This window comes from Promicromonospora sp. NPDC060204 (genome assembly GCF_042728455.1).
Taxonomy (GTDB): domain Bacteria; phylum Actinomycetota; class Actinomycetes; order Actinomycetales; family Cellulomonadaceae; genus Promicromonospora.
This window is the reverse complement of sequence record NZ_JBHWZO010000098.1, coordinates 1-20,960: the sequence shown is the minus strand read 5'-3', so window position 1 is coordinate 20,960 and position 20,960 is coordinate 1. Positions and strand designations below refer to the sequence as shown.

At 73.9% G+C, this 20,960-nt stretch carries 16 protein-coding genes; 11 read left to right on the top strand and 5 right to left on the bottom strand.

The features are described 5' to 3' along the window. Nucleotides 1-45: 45 nt before the first annotated feature. Together ACFWEJ_RS14325 and ACFWEJ_RS14320 are read right to left on the bottom strand one after the other, a co-directional pair. A complete protein-coding gene (locus ACFWEJ_RS14325) occupies nt 46-978 on the bottom strand; it encodes an aldo/keto reductase family oxidoreductase (protein WP_377229870.1) in 933 nt (310 codons plus the stop codon). A gap of 49 nt (nt 979-1,027) precedes the next feature. Further along, nucleotides 1,028-1,894, bottom strand: a complete 867-nt coding sequence (locus tag ACFWEJ_RS14320; protein WP_377229869.1) for an aldo/keto reductase — start codon at nt 1,892-1,894, stop codon at nt 1,028-1,030. A 117-nt stretch (nt 1,895-2,011) separates the two neighbouring features. Between ACFWEJ_RS14320 and ACFWEJ_RS14315 the strand changes: the two genes are divergently transcribed. Then, entirely contained in the window at nt 2,012-2,884 is an 873-nt protein-coding gene (locus ACFWEJ_RS14315; RefSeq protein ID WP_377229868.1) for a LysR family transcriptional regulator, read from the top strand. 71 nt (nt 2,885-2,955) lie between these two features. On the opposite strand, the gene ACFWEJ_RS14310 is transcribed toward ACFWEJ_RS14315, so the two are convergent. Further along, a complete protein-coding gene (locus ACFWEJ_RS14310; RefSeq protein ID WP_377229867.1) occupies nt 2,956-5,061 on the bottom strand; it encodes an NPCBM/NEW2 domain-containing protein in 2,106 nt (701 codons plus the stop codon). 151 nt (nt 5,062-5,212) lie between these two features. Continuing rightward, a complete protein-coding gene (locus ACFWEJ_RS14305) occupies nt 5,213-6,094 on the bottom strand; it encodes a helix-turn-helix domain-containing protein (RefSeq protein ID WP_377229866.1) in 882 nt (293 codons plus the stop codon). Nucleotides 6,095-6,226: 132 nt separating this feature from the next. On the opposite strand from ACFWEJ_RS14305, the gene ACFWEJ_RS14300 reads away from it, so the two are divergent. The 9 genes from ACFWEJ_RS14300 (at nt 6,227) to ACFWEJ_RS14260 (ending at nt 19,028) form a co-directional block, all read left to right on the top strand. Continuing rightward, on the top strand, nt 6,227-9,727 hold the full coding sequence (locus ACFWEJ_RS14300; protein WP_377229865.1) for a DUF5107 domain-containing protein: 3,501 nt from the start codon (nt 6,227-6,229) through the stop codon (nt 9,725-9,727). Then, on the top strand, nt 9,724-11,013 hold the full coding sequence (locus tag ACFWEJ_RS14295; RefSeq protein ID WP_377229864.1) for a cellulase-like family protein: 1,290 nt from the start codon (nt 9,724-9,726) through the stop codon (nt 11,011-11,013). Before ACFWEJ_RS14300 ends, ACFWEJ_RS14295 begins: the two co-directional genes overlap by 4 nt. A gap of 45 nt (nt 11,014-11,058) precedes the next feature. Then, a complete protein-coding gene (locus ACFWEJ_RS14290; protein ID WP_377229863.1) occupies nt 11,059-12,348 on the top strand; it encodes an ABC transporter substrate-binding protein in 1,290 nt (429 codons plus the stop codon). After that, nucleotides 12,345-13,253 carry a carbohydrate ABC transporter permease gene (locus tag ACFWEJ_RS14285; protein WP_377229862.1) on the top strand — a complete coding sequence of 303 codons (909 nt, stop codon included), beginning with the start codon at nt 12,345-12,347 and terminating at the stop codon, nt 13,251-13,253. Before ACFWEJ_RS14290 ends, ACFWEJ_RS14285 begins: the two co-directional genes overlap by 4 nt. 1 nt (nt 13,254) lies before the next feature. Continuing rightward, on the top strand, nt 13,255-14,154 hold the full coding sequence (locus tag ACFWEJ_RS14280; RefSeq protein ID WP_377229861.1) for a carbohydrate ABC transporter permease: 900 nt from the start codon (nt 13,255-13,257) through the stop codon (nt 14,152-14,154). Further along, nucleotides 14,151-16,238: an alpha-galactosidase gene (locus ACFWEJ_RS14275; RefSeq protein WP_377229860.1), complete on the top strand. Its 2,088-nt coding sequence runs from the start codon at nt 14,151-14,153 to the stop codon at nt 16,236-16,238. Before ACFWEJ_RS14280 ends, ACFWEJ_RS14275 begins: the two co-directional genes overlap by 4 nt. Then, nucleotides 16,235-17,074: a hypothetical protein gene (locus ACFWEJ_RS14270; protein WP_377229859.1), complete on the top strand. Its 840-nt coding sequence runs from the start codon at nt 16,235-16,237 to the stop codon at nt 17,072-17,074. Before ACFWEJ_RS14275 ends, ACFWEJ_RS14270 begins: the two co-directional genes overlap by 4 nt. 89 nt (nt 17,075-17,163) lie before the next feature. Beyond that, complete coding sequence (locus tag ACFWEJ_RS14265; protein WP_377229858.1) at nt 17,164-17,910, top strand: sugar phosphate isomerase/epimerase family protein; 747 nt, start codon at nt 17,164-17,166, stop codon at nt 17,908-17,910. Continuing rightward, a complete protein-coding gene (locus ACFWEJ_RS14260; protein WP_377229857.1) occupies nt 17,907-19,028 on the top strand; it encodes a Gfo/Idh/MocA family protein in 1,122 nt (373 codons plus the stop codon). The genes ACFWEJ_RS14265 and ACFWEJ_RS14260 overlap by 4 nt, the downstream gene beginning before the upstream one ends. 467 nt (nt 19,029-19,495) lie before the next feature. On the opposite strand, the gene ACFWEJ_RS14255 is transcribed toward ACFWEJ_RS14260, so the two are convergent. Further along, on the bottom strand, nt 19,496-20,185 hold the full coding sequence (locus ACFWEJ_RS14255; RefSeq protein ID WP_377229856.1) for a TetR/AcrR family transcriptional regulator: 690 nt from the start codon (nt 20,183-20,185) through the stop codon (nt 19,496-19,498). On the opposite strand from ACFWEJ_RS14255, the gene ACFWEJ_RS14250 reads away from it, so the two are divergent. Then, entirely contained in the window at nt 20,103-20,912 is an 810-nt protein-coding gene (locus tag ACFWEJ_RS14250; RefSeq protein ID WP_377229855.1) for an NAD(P)-binding domain-containing protein, read from the top strand. The genes ACFWEJ_RS14255 and ACFWEJ_RS14250 overlap by 83 nt on opposite strands. Nucleotides 20,913-20,960 lie beyond the last annotated feature (48 nt).

The window sequence follows — 20,960 nt, the reverse complement described above, 5'->3', positions numbered from 1 at the left end:
CGCTCAGGTCACCCGGGTGACCTGAGCGTCTGACACGTCAGCGGGTCACGGGACCGTGTAGCCCGCCGTGCGGAACATCTCGTACCACTCGGCACGCGTCAGCGGCACCTCCGAGCCGAGGGCGGCGCCCGCCACCCGCTCCGGGTTGGTCGTGCCGAGCACGACCTGCATCTGCGCCGGGTGGCGCGTGATCCAGGCGGTGGCGATCGCGATCGCCGGCACGTCGTACTTCTTGGCGAGCCGGTCGATCACGGCGTTCAGCTCGGGGTAGTCCGGCGAGCCGAGGAACACGCCGTTGAAGAACCCCGCCTGGAACGGCGACCAGGCCTGCACGGTGATGTCGTGCAGGCGGCAGTAGTCCAGGGTGCCGGAGTCGCGGCTGATCGACTGGTCCAGCCCCTGCATGTTCGCGGCCACGCCCTGCGCCACGAGCGGCGCGTGCGTCACCGAGAGCTGGAGCTGGTTGGCCACGAGCGGCTGCGTCACCGACTTGCGCAGCAGCTCGATCTGGCCCGGCGTGTGGTTCGAGACGCCGAACGCGCGCACCTTGCCCGACGTCGACAGGTCGTCGAACGCCCGCGCCACCTCGTCGGGCTCCACGAGCGCGTCGGGGCGGTGCAGCAGCAGGATGTCGATGTAGTCGGTGCCGAGCGCCTCCAGGGAGCCCTCGACCGACTCGACGAGGTGCTCGTACGAGTAGTCGAAGTACGGCCCCTCGCGCACGATGCCGGCCTTGGTCTGCAGCACGATCTGCTCGCGCTCGGCCGACGTGAGCTGCATGGCCTCGGCGAACCGGGTCTCGCAGCCGTGCAGGGCCGAGCCGTAGACGTCGGCGTGGTCGAAGAACGAGATGCCGGCGTCCCGGGCCGTCTTGACCAGGGTGCGCACCTCCTCGTCCGTCTTCTCCTGGATGCGCATGAGGCCCAGGACGACGTTCGGGACGGTGAGGTCCGTGCCGGGCAGGGTGAAGGTCTTCACGGGTTTCTCTCCTGTGGTGAGTGCTGGGGGTGGCTCGGGCCGGCTCGGCTCAGGCCGCCGACAGGCGGGCGACCTCGTCGGCGGTGAGCGTCAGCTCGGGCGCCTGGGCCGAGTCGCGGATGCTCTCCGGGCGCGACGCCCCGGGGATCGGCACGACGACGGGCGCCAGCGCGAGCTCCCAGGCCAGCGTCACGCGGAACGGGGAGACCCCGTGCGCGTCCGCGACCTCCTGGAACGCGGAGTACTCGGCGCCCAGCTCGCCCGACCGGGCCAGCGAGATGCCGCCGAGCGGGCTCCACGGCAGGAACGCGATGCCCAGCTCGGCGCACAGCTCCAGCTCGGGCAGCGAGGACCGGAACCGCGGCGAGAACTGGTTCTGCACGGACACCAGGCGGCCGCCGAGGATGTCGTTGGCCTCGCGGATCTGGTCGGGGTTCGCGTTCGAGATGCCCGCCAGCTCGATGACGCCCTCGTCGAGCAGGTCGCGGATGGCGCCCACCGAGTCGCCGTAGGGCACGTTCGGGTCCGGCCGGTGGAACTGGTACAGGCCGATGGCGTCGACACCGAGGCGCTTGGCCGAGGCCTTGGCGGCCTCCTTGAGGTACTCGGGGCGACCGTCCTTGGTCCACGAACCGTCGCCGGGTCGCAGGTGCCCGCCCTTGGTGGCAACCAGCACGCCGGAGGTGTCGCCGCCGTAGGACCGGAGGGCCTCGGCGATGAGCTCCTCGTTGTGCCCCACCTCGTCGGCGAACTGGTGGTAGGCGTCGGCGGTGTCGATCAGGGTGACGCCGGCGTCGAGGGCGGCGTGGATCGTGGCGATGGAGCGCTCGCGGTCGGGCCGTCCCTCGATGGACATCGGCATGCCGCCGAGGCCGATCGCGGAGACGGAACGGCCGCCGATGGAACGGAGCTGCATGGTTTCTCCTCGTGTCGCAACGGGTTCGGACCAGAGACTAGGAAGGGATAACCTAGAAGTCCAACAACTCCTCATCATCATTCCCAGAACTGGTGTTTCTTAATGGAACTGCGTCAGATGGAATACCTCGTGGCTGTCGCGGACGAGCGCCAGTTCACCCGGGCCGCCGAGCTCACCGGCGTCTCGCAGTCCGGGCTCTCCGCCGCCATCCGTAACCTCGAGGTCGAGCTGGGCACCCGGCTGTTCAGCCGGACCACCCGGCGGGTCGAGCCCACCGAGGCGGGCCTCGCCCTCCTGCCGTTCGCCCGCTCCATGCTCTCCTCTGCGACGGAAGCTCGCGATGCGGTGGTCAAGGTCTCGCGCGAGCTCGCGGGCACGCTGCGGGTCGGCTCGGAGCAGTGCCTCGGCGTCGTCGACGTGGCTACGCTGCTGGAACGCTTCCACCGGCGCTACCCGCGGGTGGAGATCGCCTTCCAGCAGGCGGGCTCGCACGAGCTGCTGGCGGGGGTGCGCGACGGCGAGCTCGACGCCGCGTTCGTGGCCACCGCCGACCACGTGGGCGTGCTGCCCCGGACCGTCCTGGGTCAGGAGCCGGTCGTGTTCCTCTGCCCGCAGGACCACCCGCTCGCGTCCCGCGCGACCGTGGACCGCGCCGACCTGGGCGGCGAGAGCTTCATCGACTTCCACCCGTCCTGGGCGGTGCGCCAGATGAACGACGACGCGTTCGCCGCCCGGGGCGTCCGGCGCCGGGTGCGGTTCACCGTCAACGACGTGCACACGCTGCTCGACCTGGTCGACCGCGGCCTCGGCGTCGCGCTCGTGCCGCGGCACGTCGCGGCCAAGCCGCAGGCGGCCCGCCTGGTCGCGCTCCCGGTCGCGGCGGACGGCGCGGCGGACTGGATCGTCTCGATGGTCACGAACCCGACCGACCGCATAGACAGCCCGGCCCCGCACCTGACTGAGCTCCTCACCGACACCACCCTCTCCTGACCGTTGAGTGCTGGCTATCTGCGCTCTCGAAACGGTTCGAGGCCGCAAATAGCCAGCACTCAGCGGAGGGGTTAGCAGGTGGTGGTGAGGGTGAGCCAGTCGGCTCGGTCGTTGTAGCCGCCGTCGGACGCGTCGCCCACTTCGAGGGTCAGGTCGCGGACGCCCGTCACGTCCACGTCGAACGCGATCGCCTCGCCCCGCTCCACCAGGCCGCTGCTCCAGAGGGTCTTTCCGTCGCCGACGACGTCGAACGTCGCCGTGCCGCCCTCCGGCCCGACCGTGCCGACGACGTCGTCGATGCCGACGCTCCCGGTCAGCGCGGTGCACGCGCCGCCGAGGTAGTACCGCACGTGCGACGGGGTGGCGACGCCGATCCCGGTCTCGTGCACGACGCCGGCCACCGTGAGCGGGCTGCCGCCGCCCACGCTCTGGTCGACCGTGGGCTCCATCCAGCCGCTGCTCGCGCTCACCCACGGGTGCCGCGAGAGCACGACGTCGCTGCCGGACGGCGCCGCGGGCGCGACCGTCACGCGGGACGGCGGCGTGGTGACCCGCCCGGAGCCGGACGAGACGGACGCGGCGACGTCGTAGCCGCCGGTCCCCGTCCCGGCCGGGACCGACACCGCGAACGCGACCGTGGCCGAGCCGCCCGGCCGCACCACCCGCGGGGCGGCGCCCAGCGCGCGGGCCGTCCAGCCCTCGGGAACCGTCAGCGAGACGCGCGGGTCGCGCACGGGCGCGCTGCCGTCGTTGTGCAGCGTCACCTCGGTGGCCAGCTGGTCGCCGGCCGCGGCCAGCAGATCGGTGGTGGGCGCCACGGCGTCGGCCCCGACGGACGTGAAGGCGGGCGGCGCGGCGACCAGGCGCGGGGCGCCGCCCGGCCGGGACGGCGTGACCCTCAGCAGCGCGGCGCCGTGCGCCGGGACCGCCGCCCGGACGGTGCCCGACGACTGCGTGCGGGCGTCCGTCCAGGTGTCCAGCACGGCGAACGACCGGCCGCGCAGGCCCAGGTCACGGGCGGTCGTGGCCACCTCGGCAGGCCGGTCTCCGCGGTTCAGCAGCGCGACGGCGACCGAGCCGTCGGCGAGCGGCTTGGCCCACGTCTCCGTGGTGCCGGCCGCGCCGACCCGGGTGCCCTGGACGCCGAGCCGGTCCTGGTCGATCGCCAGCACGTCCTCGTCCAGCAGGATGTCCATCGACTCCTGGCTGAGCGTGCGCGGGTCGCTGGAGATGATCAGCGGCGCCGCCGCGACGGTCCACAGCGACATCTGGGTGCGGAACTCCTCGGTGGTCATGCCGAGCTCCGGGCCCAGGTAGTCGGGGTCGCTGAACCGTCCCGGCCCGGCGACCTCCGGGTGCCGGGCGTTGGCATCGAAGTTGCGCAGTACGTCCTTGAACTGGATCTGCCCCACGAACCCGACGTCGGTGTAGGTGCGCCAGGACTCCGCGATGTCGGGGGCGTAGGTCCACGACCAGGTGGACTGCTGCTCCTCGGGATAGTCGCCCCAGTCCGGCGAGGTCACCGGGTTGCACAGGTTGAAGATCATGGGGCGGCCGGAGCTGTTGTTCCGCAGCGCCGCCGAGAACGCGGTGAACGCCTCCTGCGGGTCCAGGTCGGCGGTGATGCCGCACAGGAAGTCGACCTTGACGGCGTCGTACCCCCACTCCGCGAAGGTGTCGGCGTCGGTCTGGTAGTGGCCGCCGCTGCCCAGGCCGCACGTGCCGGGGATGTACGGGCCGGCGTCGGTGTAGATGCCGGCGCGCAGGCCGCGGTCGTGGATCTCGTCGGCCAGCGCCGCCATGCCGTCGGGGAACCGCGCGGGGTCGCCCTGCAGGCGGCCGTCCGCGCCGCGCGGCACGTCGGCCTGCCAGCCGCCGTCGAGCCACACGATGTCGTAGCCGGCGTCCGCGAGCCCGGACGAGACCAGGAAGTCGGCCACGTCCAGCACCTCGTCGGCGCTGAAGTCGCCGCCGAGGCCGTAGTAGGTGTTCCAGCCCTGGTAGGGCGTGGGGCTGGGGCTGTCGGAAGCAGGGGTGGCGGCGGGGCCGGCGGGAGCGGGGCCGACGGCGGGCGCGGCCGGTGCCGCCGTGGCTCCCGCCGCCAGGCCGGTCGCGGCCAGGGCTGTCGTGAGCAGGGCGGCACTCGTCCTCGCCGCCCAGGTTCGTACGGTGAACATCCAGGGTCTCCTGACATCGTCGTCGGCTCGGCCCAGCGGCCGAGGGGAGGGAACCCGCCCAGCAAACCCCGCGCCCCGGCCCCGACGGAATGCAGAGGACGACGCACCCGCCTGGACGATCCGACGCGGGAGCGTCCGCCCGCACGAGACGTCAGCGGTCGTGCAGCCCCCGGCGGAAGTCCGTCGGGCTGCACGAGTGCACGCTGCGGAACTGCCGGGAGAAGTAGAACGGGTCCGGGTAGCCCACCGAGCGCGCGATGTCGGCGACGGGCAGCTCCGTGGTGATGAGCAGCTCGCACGCCCGCGCCATCCGCAGCCGCTTGACGTACTCGACCACGCCGCCGCCGGTCGCCGCCCGGAAGCGCGCCGAGAAGTGCGACGTGCTCAGCCCGAACCGGCGGGCGAGCGCCGCGACCTCGACGACGGCGTCCAGGTGCGTGCGCAGGTACTCCTGGGCGGCCCGGACCGGTTCGCCGCGCACCGGGCTGCCCGCGGCGGCGTCGGCCCCGATCTGCGCGAGCACCGACCACGCGGCGCCCGCGCAGCGCAGCAGGCTGGGGTAGGTCTCGTCGGTCTCCAGGGCGTCGACGACGCGTTCGAGGTCGGCGACGACGCGCACCAGGTCGTGCACCTCGACGACGGCGACGTCGTCCGGCCCGGCGTGCCCGGCCAGGTGCCGCTCGAACTCGGCGGCGTCCTCGCCCCGGACGTGCATCCACCAGATCGTCCATGGGTCGTCGTCGTCCGCCCAGTACTCGTGGGGCACGCCCGCGGGGATCACCAGCGCCTGAGCAGCGCCGATACGGTGCAGGCCGCCCGGGGTGCGGCACCAGCCCCGCCCGGCGGACGACACGATGACGATGGTCCCGACGGCGCCCTGCCGGCGCACCCGCCCGTGGTTCGTGGCGTGCGGAAAATAGCCCGCGTCCGTGACCAGCAGGCGTGAGGTGGGGCCCGCCTTCGACGTCGCGCGGACCACGGTCGTCGGCAGCACGCGCAGGCGCTGCCCGGGGAAGCCGTCACGGATTCTCACCCCTGGAGGGTAGCGCCGTCCGCCCGTCCGCGTCAGCGGGGCGCCCCGCGACCCAGAATCGTCGGATCGTCCAGGCAGTTAAGTCGATACGTCGCTTCCCGCGGTACCCGGGAGGTTCGTAGCGTCGGACCCATGCTCGATGTGGAGTCCGTGCTCGACCTTCCCGCCCGGCCCGACGACCTGGCCGGCCGGGCCGCGGCCGCCTGGGAGGCGCCGCTCACCCTGACCACCTACGAACCCCTGCCGCCCGACCGGTTCCCGGCGTACCTGGACCGGCGCGTCTACCAGGGGTCGTCCGGCCGCGTGTACCCCCTGCCGTTCCACCACCAGATCGCCGACGAGCCCCACCCGCGCGACTGGCAGGCGGTGCACCTGGAGAACGAGTGGCTGCGCGTGGTCGTGCTGCCGGAGCTGGGCGGGCGCATCCACGTGGCCCGTGAGCGGGGCAGCGGCCGGGACTTCTTCTGGACCAACCCGGTGATCAAGCCGGCGCTGGTGGGCCTGGCGGGGCCGTGGGTCGCGGGCGGCGTGGAGCTCAACTGGCCGCAGCACCACCGCCCGGCCACCTACCTGCCGGTGGACGTCGAGATCGAGGAGGAGCCGGACGGCGCCGTCGTGGTCTGGTGCTCCGACCACGACCCGTTCACCCGGATGAAGGGCATGCACGGCGTGCGGCTGCGCCCCGACAGCGCGGTGCTGGAGCTGACGGTGCGGCTCTACAACCGCAGCGAGCTGCCGCAGTCGTTCCTGTGGTGGGCCAACGTGGCGGCCAAGGTCGACGACGACTACCAGTCCTTCTTCCCGCACGACGTGACCTACGTGGCCGACCACGCGCGGCGCGCGATCACCGCGTTCCCGCACGCCGACCGCCCCTACTACGGCGTCGACTACCCGGCGCTCGCGGACCGGGGCGGCGACCGCCTCGACTGGTACCGCAACATCCCGGTGCCCACGTCGTACATGTGCCTGGCCAGCGACGAGGAGTTCTTCGGCGGCTACGACCACGCCGCGGGCCTCGGCTTCGTGCACGTCGCCGACCGCGCGCTCTCGCCCGGCAAGAAGCAGTGGACCTGGGGCAACGCCCCGTTCGGTCACGCCTGGGACGCCAACCTGGCCGACGACGGCTCCCACTACGTCGAGCTCATGGCCGGCGTGTTCACCGACAACCAGCCCGACTTCGCCTTCCTGGCCCCGGGCGAGACCAAGGTCTTCTCCCAGTACTGGTACCCGTTCCGCGACGTGGGCCCGGTGGACCGGGCCACGCTCGACGCCGCGGTCCGGCTGGAGCGGACGGAACCGGGCGGGGCCGACGGCGCGGGGCCGACGACGGCGCGCGTCGGCGTCGTCGTCCCGCGCCCCCTGGACGATCTGACGGTCACGCTCTCGGCCGACGGCGCGGTGCTGACCACCGACGTCGTCGACGCGGACCCGACCCGCCCGGCCCTGCTGACGCACGAGGTCCCCGCCGGCACGGGCCCCCTCACGGTCACCGTGACCCACGGGGACCGGACCCTGGTCACGTGGACCGAGACCCCGGCCGGCACTTCCCGGGACGAGGCCGAGCCCGGCCCCGCCGAGGAGCCGCCCGCGCCCGACGAGGTCGGCACCGTCGAGGAGCTGGCGCTGATCGCGGCGCACCTCGACCTGTACCGGCACGCCACGCGCTCGCCCGAGCCGTACTGGCGCGCGGCCCTCGACCGGGACCCGGGGCACGTGGACAGCCTGGTGGGCCTGGCCCGGCGCGCCTACGTGGCGGGCGACGAGGAGGCGGCGCGCGACCACCTGGAGCGCGCCGTCGCCCGGCTGACCCGCCTGCACCGCAGCCCCCGCGACACCACGGCGGTCTACCTGCTCGGCCTGGTCCGCGAGGAGCTCGGCGACGACTCGGGCGCCTACGACGCCTACGCGCAGGCCGCCTGGTCGCGGGCCTGGCGGGCCCCCGCGGGCTACCGCATGGCACGGCTCGACGCGCGCGCCGGACGGTACGAGGCCGCCCTGGCCCGGCTGGCCGACGTGCGTCGCACCGAGCCCGACCACCTCCAGGCGCTCGCCCTGACCGTGGTGTGCCACGGGCGGCTGCGCCGGCACGCCGACGCCGCGGCCGTGCTGACGACCGCCCGGGCTCTCGACCCCCTCGACGCCTGGCTGCGGCACCTGGACGGGCAGCCCGCCAGCAGCGACGCCCAGACCCTGCTCGACGTCGCGATCGAGCTCGCCGGGGTGGGGGAGCACGACGCCGCGCTCGCCTGCCTGGCGGAGGCCGAGGCCCGCGAGGACCACCGGCCCGCCGGGCAGACCGCCGTCCGGCCGCTGCTCGCCTACCACCGCGCGCACGTGCTGCGGCTCGCCGGCCGACCCGACGAGGCCGCCACCGAGCGGGCCCGGGCCCGCGGCCTGGACGCCACGTGGTGCTTCCCGGGGCGCCTCGCGGACGCCGCGGTGCTGCGCGAGGCGGCCGGCGCCGACCCGGCGGATGCCCGCGCGCGGTCGCTCCTGGGGCACTGGACCTACGCCGCCGGACGCCGCGCGGACGCCCTGGCGCTGTGGCGGGCGGCCGTCGCCCTCGACCCGTCCGACGCCGTGGCCTGGCGGAACATCGGCCTGGCCGCCGTCAACCACGAGCGCGACCTGGCTGCCGCCCAGGAGGCTTACGCCGGCGCGCTCGCGGCCGCTCCGGACGACGCCCGGCTGCGCTACGAGCGCGACCAGCTCGCGGCGCTGACGGGCGAGACCCCGGCGGCCCGGCTCACCGCGCTGCTCGGGGACCATGCACCTGCTGCCAGTCCGGGAGCGGTTGTGGCAGCAACTGCATGGTCTGCGAGCGGGCCGGACGCACCGTCCGCCCTCGACCGCGACGATCTCGCCGTCGAGGCCCTGCACCTGCTGATCACGGAGGGTCGGGCCGCCGAGGCCCTGACGATCCTCGGCGGACGCCGGCTGCACCCGTGGGAGGGCGGCGAGGGTCAGGCCCTGCTCGCCTGGGACCGCGCGCAGACCCACCGCGCGCTGGACGCGCTCGCGGAGGGAAGGGCCGCGGACGCCGTCGGGCACGTGCGGGCGGCCCTTGCCCCGCCGCCCACCCTGGGCGAGGCGCGGCACCCGCTGGCCAGCACGGCGAACCTGCACCTGCTGCTCGGCGACGCGCTCGCGGCGGCCGCCGGCACGGGGGCGGCGTCCGGCTCGGAAGAGGCAGACGACGCCTGGCGCACCGCCGCCGCCCAGCGCGGCGACTTCGTCGAGATGAGCACGCAGGAGCACGGCGAGCAGACCTTCTGGACGGTCCTCGCGCTGCGCCGCACCGGCGACACCGCTGCCGCCGACGAGCTGACGGCGGCGCTGCGCGCCTACCGCGACACGTACGCCGTCGAGGTGCCGCGCGTGGACTACTTCGCCACCTCGCTGCCCGACCTCCTGCTGTTCGAGGAGGACCCGCTGCGGGCGCGCGACCGGCGCGTGCTCGTGCTGGACGCGCAGCTCGCGCTGCTGTCCGGCGACACCGCGACGGCCGGTGCCCTGCTGCAGCGCCCGGAGCTGGTGGCGTCCCGGCACGCGGCCGACCTGCGCCACGCCGTCGCGCGCCGCGGCGACACGCTGCTGCACCAGTCCGCCGACCCGAAGGAGTACTCGGCATGACCACCCTGCTCACGACCCCGGACCGCCCGCGCGTGGTGACCCTGTGGGACTTCACCTGGTACACGCGCACCGGTCCGGGCGAGCCGTTCGAGGACCTCGACCGTGCGTTCGCGGAGGCCCGGGAGCGCGGCTACGACACCATCCGGATCTGCGCCATGCCGTTCCTGCTGTTCCGGTCGGGCCTGGACACCTCCGCGCTGGAGCTCGGCCCGCTCGGCGGCGAGTTCGGGCAGCGCACCCGCTGGTACGACGTGCGGCGCGAGACGACGATCGACGCCCGCGCCCACCTGCTGGAGCTGTTCCGGGCGGCGGACCGGCACGACGTCGGCGTCATCGCGTCGTCCTGGGAGTACCAGCAGTCGCCGTCGTTCGCGGGGACGCCGGACTGGTACGAGGCGCTGCACGCGGTCGATCCCGAGGAGCGGGCCGAGGTGCTCGCCGACGCCCACGCCGACCTGGTGGACCTGCTGGAGGCGGAGGGCCTGGCACACCGCCTGCTGCTCACCGAGCTTCACAACGAGGTGCAGATCGGCTACCTCGCCGACGGGCTGGGCGTGGGCCGCGGGGACGACGCCGTCCGCGCGCTGACACCCCGGCTGGAGCGCGGCATCGCGCGGTTCCGCGAGCGGCACCCGGGCCGGCCGGTCACCGTGAACTACGCGGGCGTGCCGGTCGGCGCGCTGAGTGCCCTGCCCGCCGACCTCGACGCCCTGGTGGTGCACCCGTACGTGTACGGCGTGCTCCAGGAGCTCGTCGACACGTTCGGGCTGCGCGGCCCGGTCGAGGACTTCGACGAGGACAAGGCGAGCGAGCTGCTGCGCCCCGACGCGCCGGGCCTGGCCGCCTGGACGGTGCCGCCGGGCCAGGAGTGGCGCACGCGGGCCACGATCATGTCCCTGCCCGAGCTGTACGTGCACGACTGGTGCGACCCGCAGGCGTGGGACCGCTGGCTCTACGACCGGTGGGGCACGCACCGCCTGGCGATGCTGCAGAAGCTGACCCTGTGGCTGGAGGTGGCGGCCGACGTCGCCGCGGCCCGCGGCATCCCGCTGATCCTCGGCGAGGGCTACGTGGGCTACACCCCGCTGCACGCCCGGTTCGAGGAGGACCCGGTCGGGGCGGAGATCTGCCGGCACGCGCTGCGCGAGGCCCGGCGGCTCGGCGCCTGGGGCGCCGTCGTCTGCTCCAATGCCGCACCCCAGCACCCGATGTGGTCCGATGTCGGGCTGCAGCGGGAGTGTGCGGCGATCCTTTCGGGCGCGGACCTACCCGCGCCCGTGATCTGAGCGGTACCAGGTGCGCCAACGAGGGCGCACGGAGGAGGAACAAGGATGTCCAAGCTGACGATCACGCGCCGCGAGCTGCTCGCGGGCGGTATGACGCTGGGTGCGGCGAGCCTGCTCGCCGCGTGCGTGGGGACGACGTCGGGCGGCGGCGGGGGCGGCGGTGCGACCACCGGCGCGATCACGCTGCAGAACTCGATCCAGGACGCCGACCCCAAGGCCGCCCTGGAGGCCCTGGTCAAGGCCTTCCCCGACGGTGAGGTCACGCTGAACTCGGTGGCCACCGAGCAGTTCCGCGCGCAGCTCACCAACTACCTGCGCTCCGGCGACTCGCCCGAGGTGCTGAGCTGGTACGCCGGGTCCGTGGCCCGGTCCTACGCCGAGGAGGGGCTGCTCCTGGACGTGTCGTCGCTGTGGCAGGGCGACGGCCCGTGCGCCGGCTACTCCGACGCGCTGCGCAGCCTGTCCAGCGACGCCTCGGGCAAGCAGATCTTCGTGCCCACGAGCTACTACTGGTGGGGCGTCTTCTACAAGAAGTCGGCGTTCGAGAAGTGGGGCGTCGAGGCTCCGACGTCGTGGGACGAGTTCCACGCGCTGTGCGAGAACCTCAGCGGTCAGGGCATCGTGCCGCTGACCAACGGCCTGTCGTCGACGCCGTGGATGGCGTCGGGCTGGTTCGACTACCTCAACCTGCGGGTCAACGGCGCGCAGTACCACCGCGAGCTGCTGGCGGGCGAGCACGCCTTCAACGACCCCGAGGTCGTGGCCGTCATGGAGGAGTACAAGCGGCTCATCCCGTACTTCGACAAGAACGCGGCGTCCTACACCGCCCAGGACGCCGCGACCCCCGTGGCCCAGGACAAGTCGGCGATGTACCTCAGCGGCACGTTCGTCACCACGTACTTCCCCGAGGACCAGCGCGACGACATCGACTTCTTCTCCGTGCCGGTCATCAACGACTCCGTGCCGACGGCGGAGGAGGCGCCGACCGACGGGTTCTTCGCGTCCGCCAACAGCGACAACCACGAGGGCGCCCTCGACCTGCTGTCCTACCTCGCCTCGACGAAGTCGCAGCAGCAGTACATCGAGCAGTCGAAGTCGGCGAACCTGCCGACCTCGCCCGACGTCGACACGTCCTCGTTCAGCCCGCTGGTGCAGAAGGGCATCGAGCTGCTGAACAACACGCAGGAGATCACGCAGTTCTTCAACCGCGACTCCTCCGACGCCCTCCAGGCCACCGCCGACACCGCCCTGACCAAGTTCCTCGCCGACCCGGGCTCCATGAAGAAGACCCTCGACGAGTGGCAGAAGGCGGCCGAGGGGGTCTTCGCGTCGTGAGCGCGCAGCCGTCCACCACGACGACCCGCCGCCCCAACCGGTTCGCGCGCGTCCCGCTGCTCGTGTGGGTCTTCCTGCTGGTCCCGTTCGTGGTCGAGCTGTTCTGGGTGTTCTGGCCGGCCGCCAACTCGTTCTCGCTCGCCCTGACCCGCTGGGACGGGATCGGCCTGGCCGAGCCCGTGGGCCTGCAGAACTTCCGCGACCTGGCCGCCGACCCGATCTTCCTGACCGCCCTGCGCAACAACGTGATCTGGGTGCTCGGGTTCGGCGGGCTGTCCGTGGTGGGCGGCCTGGTCCTCGCGGTCACCCTGAACAAGCCCGGCCCCCTGGTCGGGCTGTACCGCAGCGCCATCTACCTGCCGATGGTCGTCTCGCTCGCCGTCAGCGGCCTCTTCTGGCGCGTCATGTACGCGCCGGAAGGGCCCATCAACGGCACCCTCGGCCTGCTCGGTCTCGAGTCCCTGGAGCGCCAGTGGCTCGCCGACCCGGCCGTCGCGCTCTGGGCCGTGCTCATCGCCGCCGTCTGGCGCCAGGTCGGCTACATCATGGTGCTCTACCTGGCCGGCCTCAAGGGCACCGACGGCACGCTGGAGGAGGCCGCCGCCGTCGACGGCGCCAACGCGTGGCAGAGGTTCTGGCGGATCGTCATGCCGCAGCTGCGCGGCGTGAACACCGTGGTCTTCGCCGTGACCGTCATCGACTCGCTGCGCACCTTCGACATCGTCTGGGCGATGACTCGCGGCGGCCCCTACAACGAGACCCAGCTGCTGAGCACCTACATGTTCCAGCAGGCCTTCACCACGGGGAACCTCGGCTACGCCTCGGCCATCGCCGTGGTCATCTTCGCCCTCGCGATCGGCTTCATCATCACCTACCTCGCCCGCCAGGCCCGGACGGAGGACTGACATGTCAGCACTCGCCCCACCCGCCGCGACCGGCGCCCCGACGGCGGCCCGCGCCCGGCCCGCCGCCCGGCGTCGCCGGCCGCGCCCCGCCCGCTCGCCGTGGCTGCACGTCGCGATGATCCCGGTCACGCTGCTGTGGCTGAGCCCCATCGTGTTCGTGCTGTTCGTCGCGGTGCGCTCCTACGACGACATCGCCGGCCGCGGCCTCGGCGCCCTCCCGGCGTCGTTCAGCCTGGACGGCTTCGCCACCGCCCTGACCGAGGGCGGCGTGCTCCGCTCCCTCGGCAACAGCGCCCTGGTCACCGGGTGCGCCGTGGTCCTCTCCCTGGCGCTGTCGTCCTTCGCCGCGTACGCCCTGAGCCGGTTCGACATCCCCGGACGCCGCACCATCCTGCTCACCATGCTCGCCGGCAACCTCCTGCCGCCGCAGATCCTGCTCGTGCCGGTCGCGTCCATCACCGACGCCGTCGGCATCGCCGACACCCTCACCGCGCTCGTCATCGTGCAGGTCGGGTTCGGCATCGGCTTCTACACGTTCGTGCTGCACGGGTTCATGCGCGGCCTGCCGAACGAGGTCTTCGAGGCCGCGCGGCTCGACGGCGCCGGCCCCGGCGGCATCTTCTGGCGCATCGTGCTGCCCCTGTCGCGGCCGTCGCTGGCGGCGCTCGCGGCCCTGGCCACCACCTGGATCTTCAACGACCTGATCTGGGCGATGACGGTGCTGCGCAGCGAGGCCAAGTTCCCGATCACCGCCGCCCTGCTCAACCTGCAGGGCGGGTTCGCGAGCGCGTGGAACGTGGTCGCGGCAGGCTCGTTGATAGCGGCCGTGCCGACGGCGATCGTGTTCTTCCTCTTCCAGAAGCAGTTCGTGTCCGGACTTCTCGTAGGAGCCAACAAGTGACCTGGATTCTTCCGACCCGGTCGGGTCAGTACGTCGTGGGGCTCGCGCCGCGCGGGGCGGGGCTGGTCGCCGTCGGCTGGGGGCCCGGTGCCGACGGCGCGGTGCCGCCCGTGGCGGCGACGTCGTCCTTCGAGGCGGACCTCGACCTGCTGCCGCTGGAGGCCACGGCGCTCGGCACGCGCAACGTGCACGGCGCCGAGCTGGTGGTCCGGCGCGCGGACGGCGTCCGGGGCGCGCGCCTCGCCGTCTCCGGCGAGGTCACGCTTGCTTCGGACGACGACGGCGGCACGCACCTGGTCTGCCCGCTCGCCGACGAGGTGCTGGGCCTGGCCGTGACCCTGCACCTCCGGACCCACCCGGGCCACGACGTCGTGGAGAAGTGGGCTGAGCTGCGCAACGAATCGGCCCACGCGATCGAGGTGCTGCGCGGCTGGGGCGGGGCGTTCGCCGTTCCTGCTTCCGGTGGGGCGCGCGTGGACCTGCTGGGCGGCGCGTGGTCTCGTGAGTTCACGCCGTTCGAGACGACGCTGGGGGCGGGCACGCTCAGCGTCGGCAGCCGGCAGGGCATCACGTCGCACACGTACTCGCCGGTCGTGACGGTCGTGCCCGCGGGAACGGACGGGGGCGTCCACTCCGCCGGAACGGACGCCCCCGTCCGGTACGGCGTCGCGCTCGCCTGGAGCGGTTCGTGGCGCATGGCGCTCGACGCCGTCCCGTTCGCCGACCACGTGCGCGTCTCGGCCGGGCCGGACGACGAGTCGGGCATCCTCACGCTCGCTCCCGGCGACACCCTGACCACCCCGGTGCTGGCCGGGGTGCGGGTCGAGGGCGACGCCGACGACCTCGCGCAGGCCTGGCACGAGTACCAGGCGACCCTGGCCCGGACGCGCGGACCCGAGCACCGGCCCGTGGTCTACAACTCGTGGTTCGCCACGACGTTCGACGTCCGCGTGGAGCACCAGCTCCGGCTCGCCGCGGCGGCCGCGCAGGTGGGTGCGGAGGTCTTCGTGGTCGACGACGGCTGGTTCCGAGGCCGCACCACCGACCGGGCGGCGCTGGGCGACTGGGAGGTCGACACCGAGCGGATCCCGGGCGGGCTCGGGCCGCTGGCCGAGGGGGTCAAGGCGCTCGGCATGCGGTTCGGCCTGTGGGTCGAGCCGGAGGCCGTGAGCCCCGACAGCGACCTGTACCGCACGCACCCGGAGTGGGCGCACCACGTGGACGGGCGCCCCCTGGAGACGCTGCGCCACCAGTACATGCTGAACCTGGGCCGGCCCGAGGTCGAGGAGTGGGTGCTCGGCACGCTGCGCCAGCTGCTGACCGACACCGACATCAGCTACCTCAAGTGGGACATGAACCGGTCCATCGCCGACGGCGGGCGCACCGCCCCGGGCGGCGACGACTGGTCCTGGCGGCACACCCAGGCGTACTACCGCGTGCTCGACGCCCTGCGCGCCGAGTTCCCGCACGTCACCGTCGAGGCGTGCGCGGGCGGCGGCGGCCGGATCGACCACGCGGTGCTCGCGCGCACCGACGTGGTCTGGCCCAGCGACGAGACGGGGCCGCGCGACCGGCTGGCGATCCAGCACGGCTTCCTGGGCGTGCTGCCCGCGTGGACCATGAGCTCGTGGGTCACCGACCTGCCCGACCAGCTCGACCCCGACCGGTTGAGCGCACCGGCGAGCCTGGAGTTCCGGTTCGTCGTCGCGATGGCCGGGGTGCTCGGCATCGGGGCAGACCTCCTGGCCTGGGACGACGTGACCCGCGAGCGGGCGGCGTCGTTCGTGGACCTGTACCGCTCGATCCGTCCGGTGGTGCACGCCGGACGGGTCCGGCGGCACGGTGGCCCGGCCGACCCGGCGTGCGCGGTGCAGTACACCGGCCCGGACACCGTGGTGGTGCTGGCCTGGCGGCGTGCCGGTGCCCCGGGACTCACCGTGCGCCTGGGCGACCTGGACCCGGACGCGCGGTACCGGGTGCGGGGCGAGGACGAGGTGCGGACGGGCGCGGCGCTCGCGACCGACGGCCTGGACGTGCCGTGGACCTGGCCGGACTGCGACGTCGTCCTGCTGGACCGGGTGTGACGGGGCCGGGCGCGGGCCGGCCGCTCACCGTCCGCACCGACCCGGCCCTGGGCGGCCGCTGGACCTCGCTCGCCACGCCGGAGCGCGAGTGGCTCTGGCGCAACCCGCGGGTCCCGGCGGCGGTCCGGGCGGGCGTCGCCCCCGGCGACCCGTTCGTCGACGCCGGCGGCGGCGAGGAGTGCCTGCCGACGATCGGCGGGCCGAGCGACCACGGCGAGGTGTGGTCCCGGCCCTGGTCGGACGGCGGCGACGGCGCGGCGCGGGTCCGGGCCGGGAACCTCACCCTGAGCCGCCGTCTGGGAGCGGACGACGGTGTGGTCCGCGCCCGCTACACGATCGACGGCCCGCCCGGCGCCGGCCTGCTGCACGCGGTGCACCTGCTGCTCGACCTCGGCCCGGACGCGCGCCTGGAGGTCCCCGGCCGCCCGGACACCCTCGTGGTCGAGTGGCCGGAGCCGGGCGCGACGACGGCCAGCACCTGGCCCGACGGCAGGGGAGTGCCGCTCGACGTCCTCGGCCCCTACGACGGGACCGCCCGGTGCGCCGTGGTCGCGACCGACCGGCTCGACGTCGTGGACGGCGCCGACCGGCTCGCGCTGCGCTGGGGCGTCGGGCCGGGGTACGCCGCCCCGGTGTCGCTCGTGGTGTGGCGCAACCTCGGCGGTTGGCCCGACGACGGCCCGTACCGGTCGGTCGGCGTCGAACCGATGCTCGGCGCGGAGACGAACCTCGACCGCGCGGCCCCGGACCGGCTGGCGCACCTGGACGGGCGCGGCCGGCTGGAGTGGTGGCTGGACGTGCGCGCATCGCGTGCCGCCCAGAATCTTCCACTGTAAGAATTTCGTCGCTACGATCGTCGGCGGTGCTCAGCGACGCGGCCGCAACGGGGTGGCCGGGGAGAGGCCGTGCCGAACGAAGGAGTTCCATGCCGACGACGCCTGTGACATCCGTGCAGCTCTACTCCGTCCGCGACGCGATAGCCGAGGACCTGGACGCCACCGTGGCGCGCCTGGCCGAGATCGGCCTGAGGCACGTGGAGCCGTACGCCTTCCACGAGCGCACCGACGACTACCTGCGGGCGTTCGCCGCGACGGGCGTGACCGCGCCGTCGGGCCACGCGCCCGTGCTCGCGGCCGAGACCCCCGAGGCGATCTTCGACGCCGCCGTCGCGCTGGGGATGGCCACCGTGATCGACCCGTTCCTGCCCGCCGAGGAGTGGCAGACCGCCGACCAGGTGGCCCGGCTCGCGGAGCGCGTGAACGGGCTGGCGGCGCTCGCCGCCGAGCGGGGGCTGGAGTTCGGGTACCACAACCACGCCTGGGAGCTGGGCACCCGTCTCGGCGACCAGCACGCCCTGGAGGTGTTCGTCGAGGACCTGGCGCCCGAGGTGGTGCTGGAGGTCGACACGTACTGGGCGGCCGTCGGGGGAGCGGACGTCCCGACGCTGCTGGCCGTGCTGGGGGACCGCGTGCGCCTGATCCACGTCAAGGACGGCACGCTGGACGGCGACGTCGACCGGCAGCAGCCGGCGGGATCCGGCGAGGTCGACGTCTCCGCGATCCTGGCGGCGGCCCCGGCGGCGACCCGGGTGATCGAGTTCGACGCGTACGGCGGGGACGTGTTCGAGGGCATCGCGCAGTCGCTCGCGTGGCTGTCGGAGCACGACCGATGAGCGCGGCGGGCGCGGGTGTGGCGGGTGTCGCGGGTGTCGGCATCGTCGGGGCCGGCAACATCTCGACCCAGTACCTGGACAACCTCACCCGGTTCGCCGACGTCGAGGTGCGGTTCGTCGCGGACCTCGACCTCGCTCGCGCCGCCGAGCGGGCCCGGGAGTACGGCGTCCCGGCGTCGGGCAGCGTGGACGAGCTGCTGGCCCGGGACGACGTCGACGTGGTCGTGAACCTCACCGTCCCGGCGGTGCACACCGAGGTGGGGCATCGGATCCTGGCCGCCGGCAAGCACGTGTGGAGCGAGAAGCCGGTCGCCCTCGACGCGGACGCCGCGGCCGCCCTGCTGGCGGACGCCGAGGCGCGCGGCCTGCGCGTCGCGTGCGCCCCGGACACGGTGCTGGGCGCGGGCATCCAGACGGCGCTGCGGGCGATCGCGCGCGGCGACATCGGCGAGCCGCTGACGGCCACCACGATGTTCCACGTGCCCGGGCCGGAGGCGTGGCACCCGAGCCCCGACTTCCTGTTCGCGCACGGCGGCGGCCCGCTGTTCGACATGGGGCCGTACTACGTGACCACGCTGGTGCACGTGCTCGGCTCCGCGACCCGGGTCCAGGCCGTGGCCTCCACCTCCCGCCAGACCCGCACCATCGGCAGCGGCCCGCGGGCGGGCGAGGTGTTCCCGGTCGAGGTGCCGACCCACCACGCGGCGATCATCGAGTTCGGCGAGGGGCGGTCGGCGCAGTCGACGTTCTCGTTCCAGCACGCGCTGCCCCGCAGCGGGTTCGTCGAGGTCAACGGCACCGAGGGCACGATCGTGCTGCCCGACCCGAACGGGTTCGACGGCGACTCGTCCCTGTGGCGCTACGGCTCCGACGAGCCGACGGCGCTGCCGGCGTCCGGCCCGGAGTTCGGGCGCGGGGCCGGCGTCGTCGACCTGGTGCGCTCGATCCGCGACGGCGGCACCGAGCGGGCGTCGGGCGCCGTGGCGGCGCACGTCCTGGACATCCTGCTCGGGATCCGGGACGCCGCCGCGGCCGGGCAGCCCGTGAAGATCACGTCGGCCGTGTCACCGGTCGCGCCGCTGCCGGAAGACTGGGACCCGGCGGAGGCGACGGGGTAGGGGCCGGTCGGCTGGCGGGCCGGCGGGTTGGCCGGCTGGCGGGCTGGCGGGCTGGCGGGCTGGCGGGCTGGCGGGCTGGCGGGCTGGCGGGCTGGCGGGCTGGCGGGCTGGCCGGCTGGCGGGCTGGCCGGCTGGCCGGCTGGCCGGCTGGCGGTCGGGCCGGCTCGGCGAGGCAAGGTGTACTCGGACGGCACCCGTCGGGTGGGCTGAATCCCGATCGTGCTGGACCCGCCGAGTTCGGCCAGGCCGAACTGTCCGGCTGGGCCAGCAAAGCCGGGTCACAGCCGAACGAAGTTCAGCCCACCCGACGGGTGCCGTCCGAGTACACATCGCGACCGGGCGGCGAGAGCCAGCGGTACGACGACCGCGGCGGCGACCAGCACCGTGGGGCGGCTCAGCCTGCTCGCGACGGGAGTTCGGCGGCGCGGTCCTGCGGGGCAGGGTTCCGCGGTCCCCGCGTGGGCCGGTCACCGGACCGCGCCCCCAGGAGCATCCGGCAGCGCTCCCGGCGCCCCGCCGGCAGGCTGCGCCCCGTCGGCAGGCCGCGCCCCGTCGCGCTCGCTGCCCGGCAGCAGGCGCTCCAGCAGCTCCAGCGACCGGCGCACGTCCACGGCCTCCGGGTCCAGCAACCACTGGAGCTGGAGGCCGTCGGACGCCGCGGCGACCAGCGCGGCGGCGTCGTCCGGGTCGATGTCGGCGGCGATCGCGCCGGAGGCCTGCCCGGCCCGGACCCGTTCGGCCAGGTCGGCGCGCACCCCCCGGAACCGGGCCCGCACGAACTCGCGGGTGTCCGGGTGCTGCTCCGCCTGGAGCGCGTCCGTGGTGAGCGTCGCGTACAGCTCGACCAGGCCGGGGATCGAACGGTTCCGTTCGGCGCTGCGCTCCATCAGGGCGACCGCCGAGACCTCCTCGGTCGGCGACGGCTCCGCGGCCCGGGCCTCGTGCGCCCGGTACACCTCGACGAGCAGCTCGTCACGGTGGGCGAAGTAGTAGCGCAGGGCGGCGTGCGAGACGCCGATCGCCTCGCCGATGGCCCGCAGGGATGCGCCCACGCCGCGCTCGGCGAAGACCGCGATGGCGCTCGTGAGGATCTGGGCGCGCCGTTCCGGGGCCCTCCGGTACGACCGTGCCTGGGCTCCCGCGTCGCCGTTCACCATGGGGGCCATCGTACGAACGGCCGCCAGGAAATCCCTGGGCGAGAGCGGGTGGAATGCGGCGCCCGCCCGCGGGGTTGCCGAGCGTATGACTACCTTCGGCATCATCGGAGCAGGACACATCGGCAGCCAGGTCGCCCGCGTGGCGATCGCGCAGGGCAACGAGGTCGTGATCGCCAACTCGCGCGGTCCCGAGACGCTCGCCGAGCTCGTCGAGGAGCTCGGGCCCAAGGCCCGCGCCGCGACCGCTCAGGAGGCGGCCGAGGCCGCCGACGTCGCCGTGATCTCGGTGCCGCTGAAGGCCTACCGCGACATCCCGGTGGAGCCGCTGGCGGGCAAGGTCGTGCTGGACACCAACAACTACTACTGGGAGCGCGACGGCCACATCGAGGCCCTGGACCGCGGCGAGGCGACCACGGCCGGCCTGCTCCAGGAGCACCTGCCGACGTCGAAGGTCGTGAAGGCGTTCAACCAGATCACGTCGCAGACGATCACCACCGACGGCACCCCCGCGGGCACCGAGAACCGCCGGGCCCTCGCCACGGCGAGCGACTACCCCGAGGCCGTCGAGCTCGTGACGCGGTTCTACGACGAAGCCGGCTTCGACACCGTGAGCGCCGGGCCGCTCAGCGAGTCCTGGCGCTTCGAGCGCGACCGCCCCGCGTACGTCTCCCGCCAGAACGCCGAGGAGCTCAAGGCGAACATGGCCAAGGCGCAGCGCGTCCTCTGACCCGTTCCGCGGGCACCGCCCGGAGGCGTTCGGGGCTCAGGCCCCGAA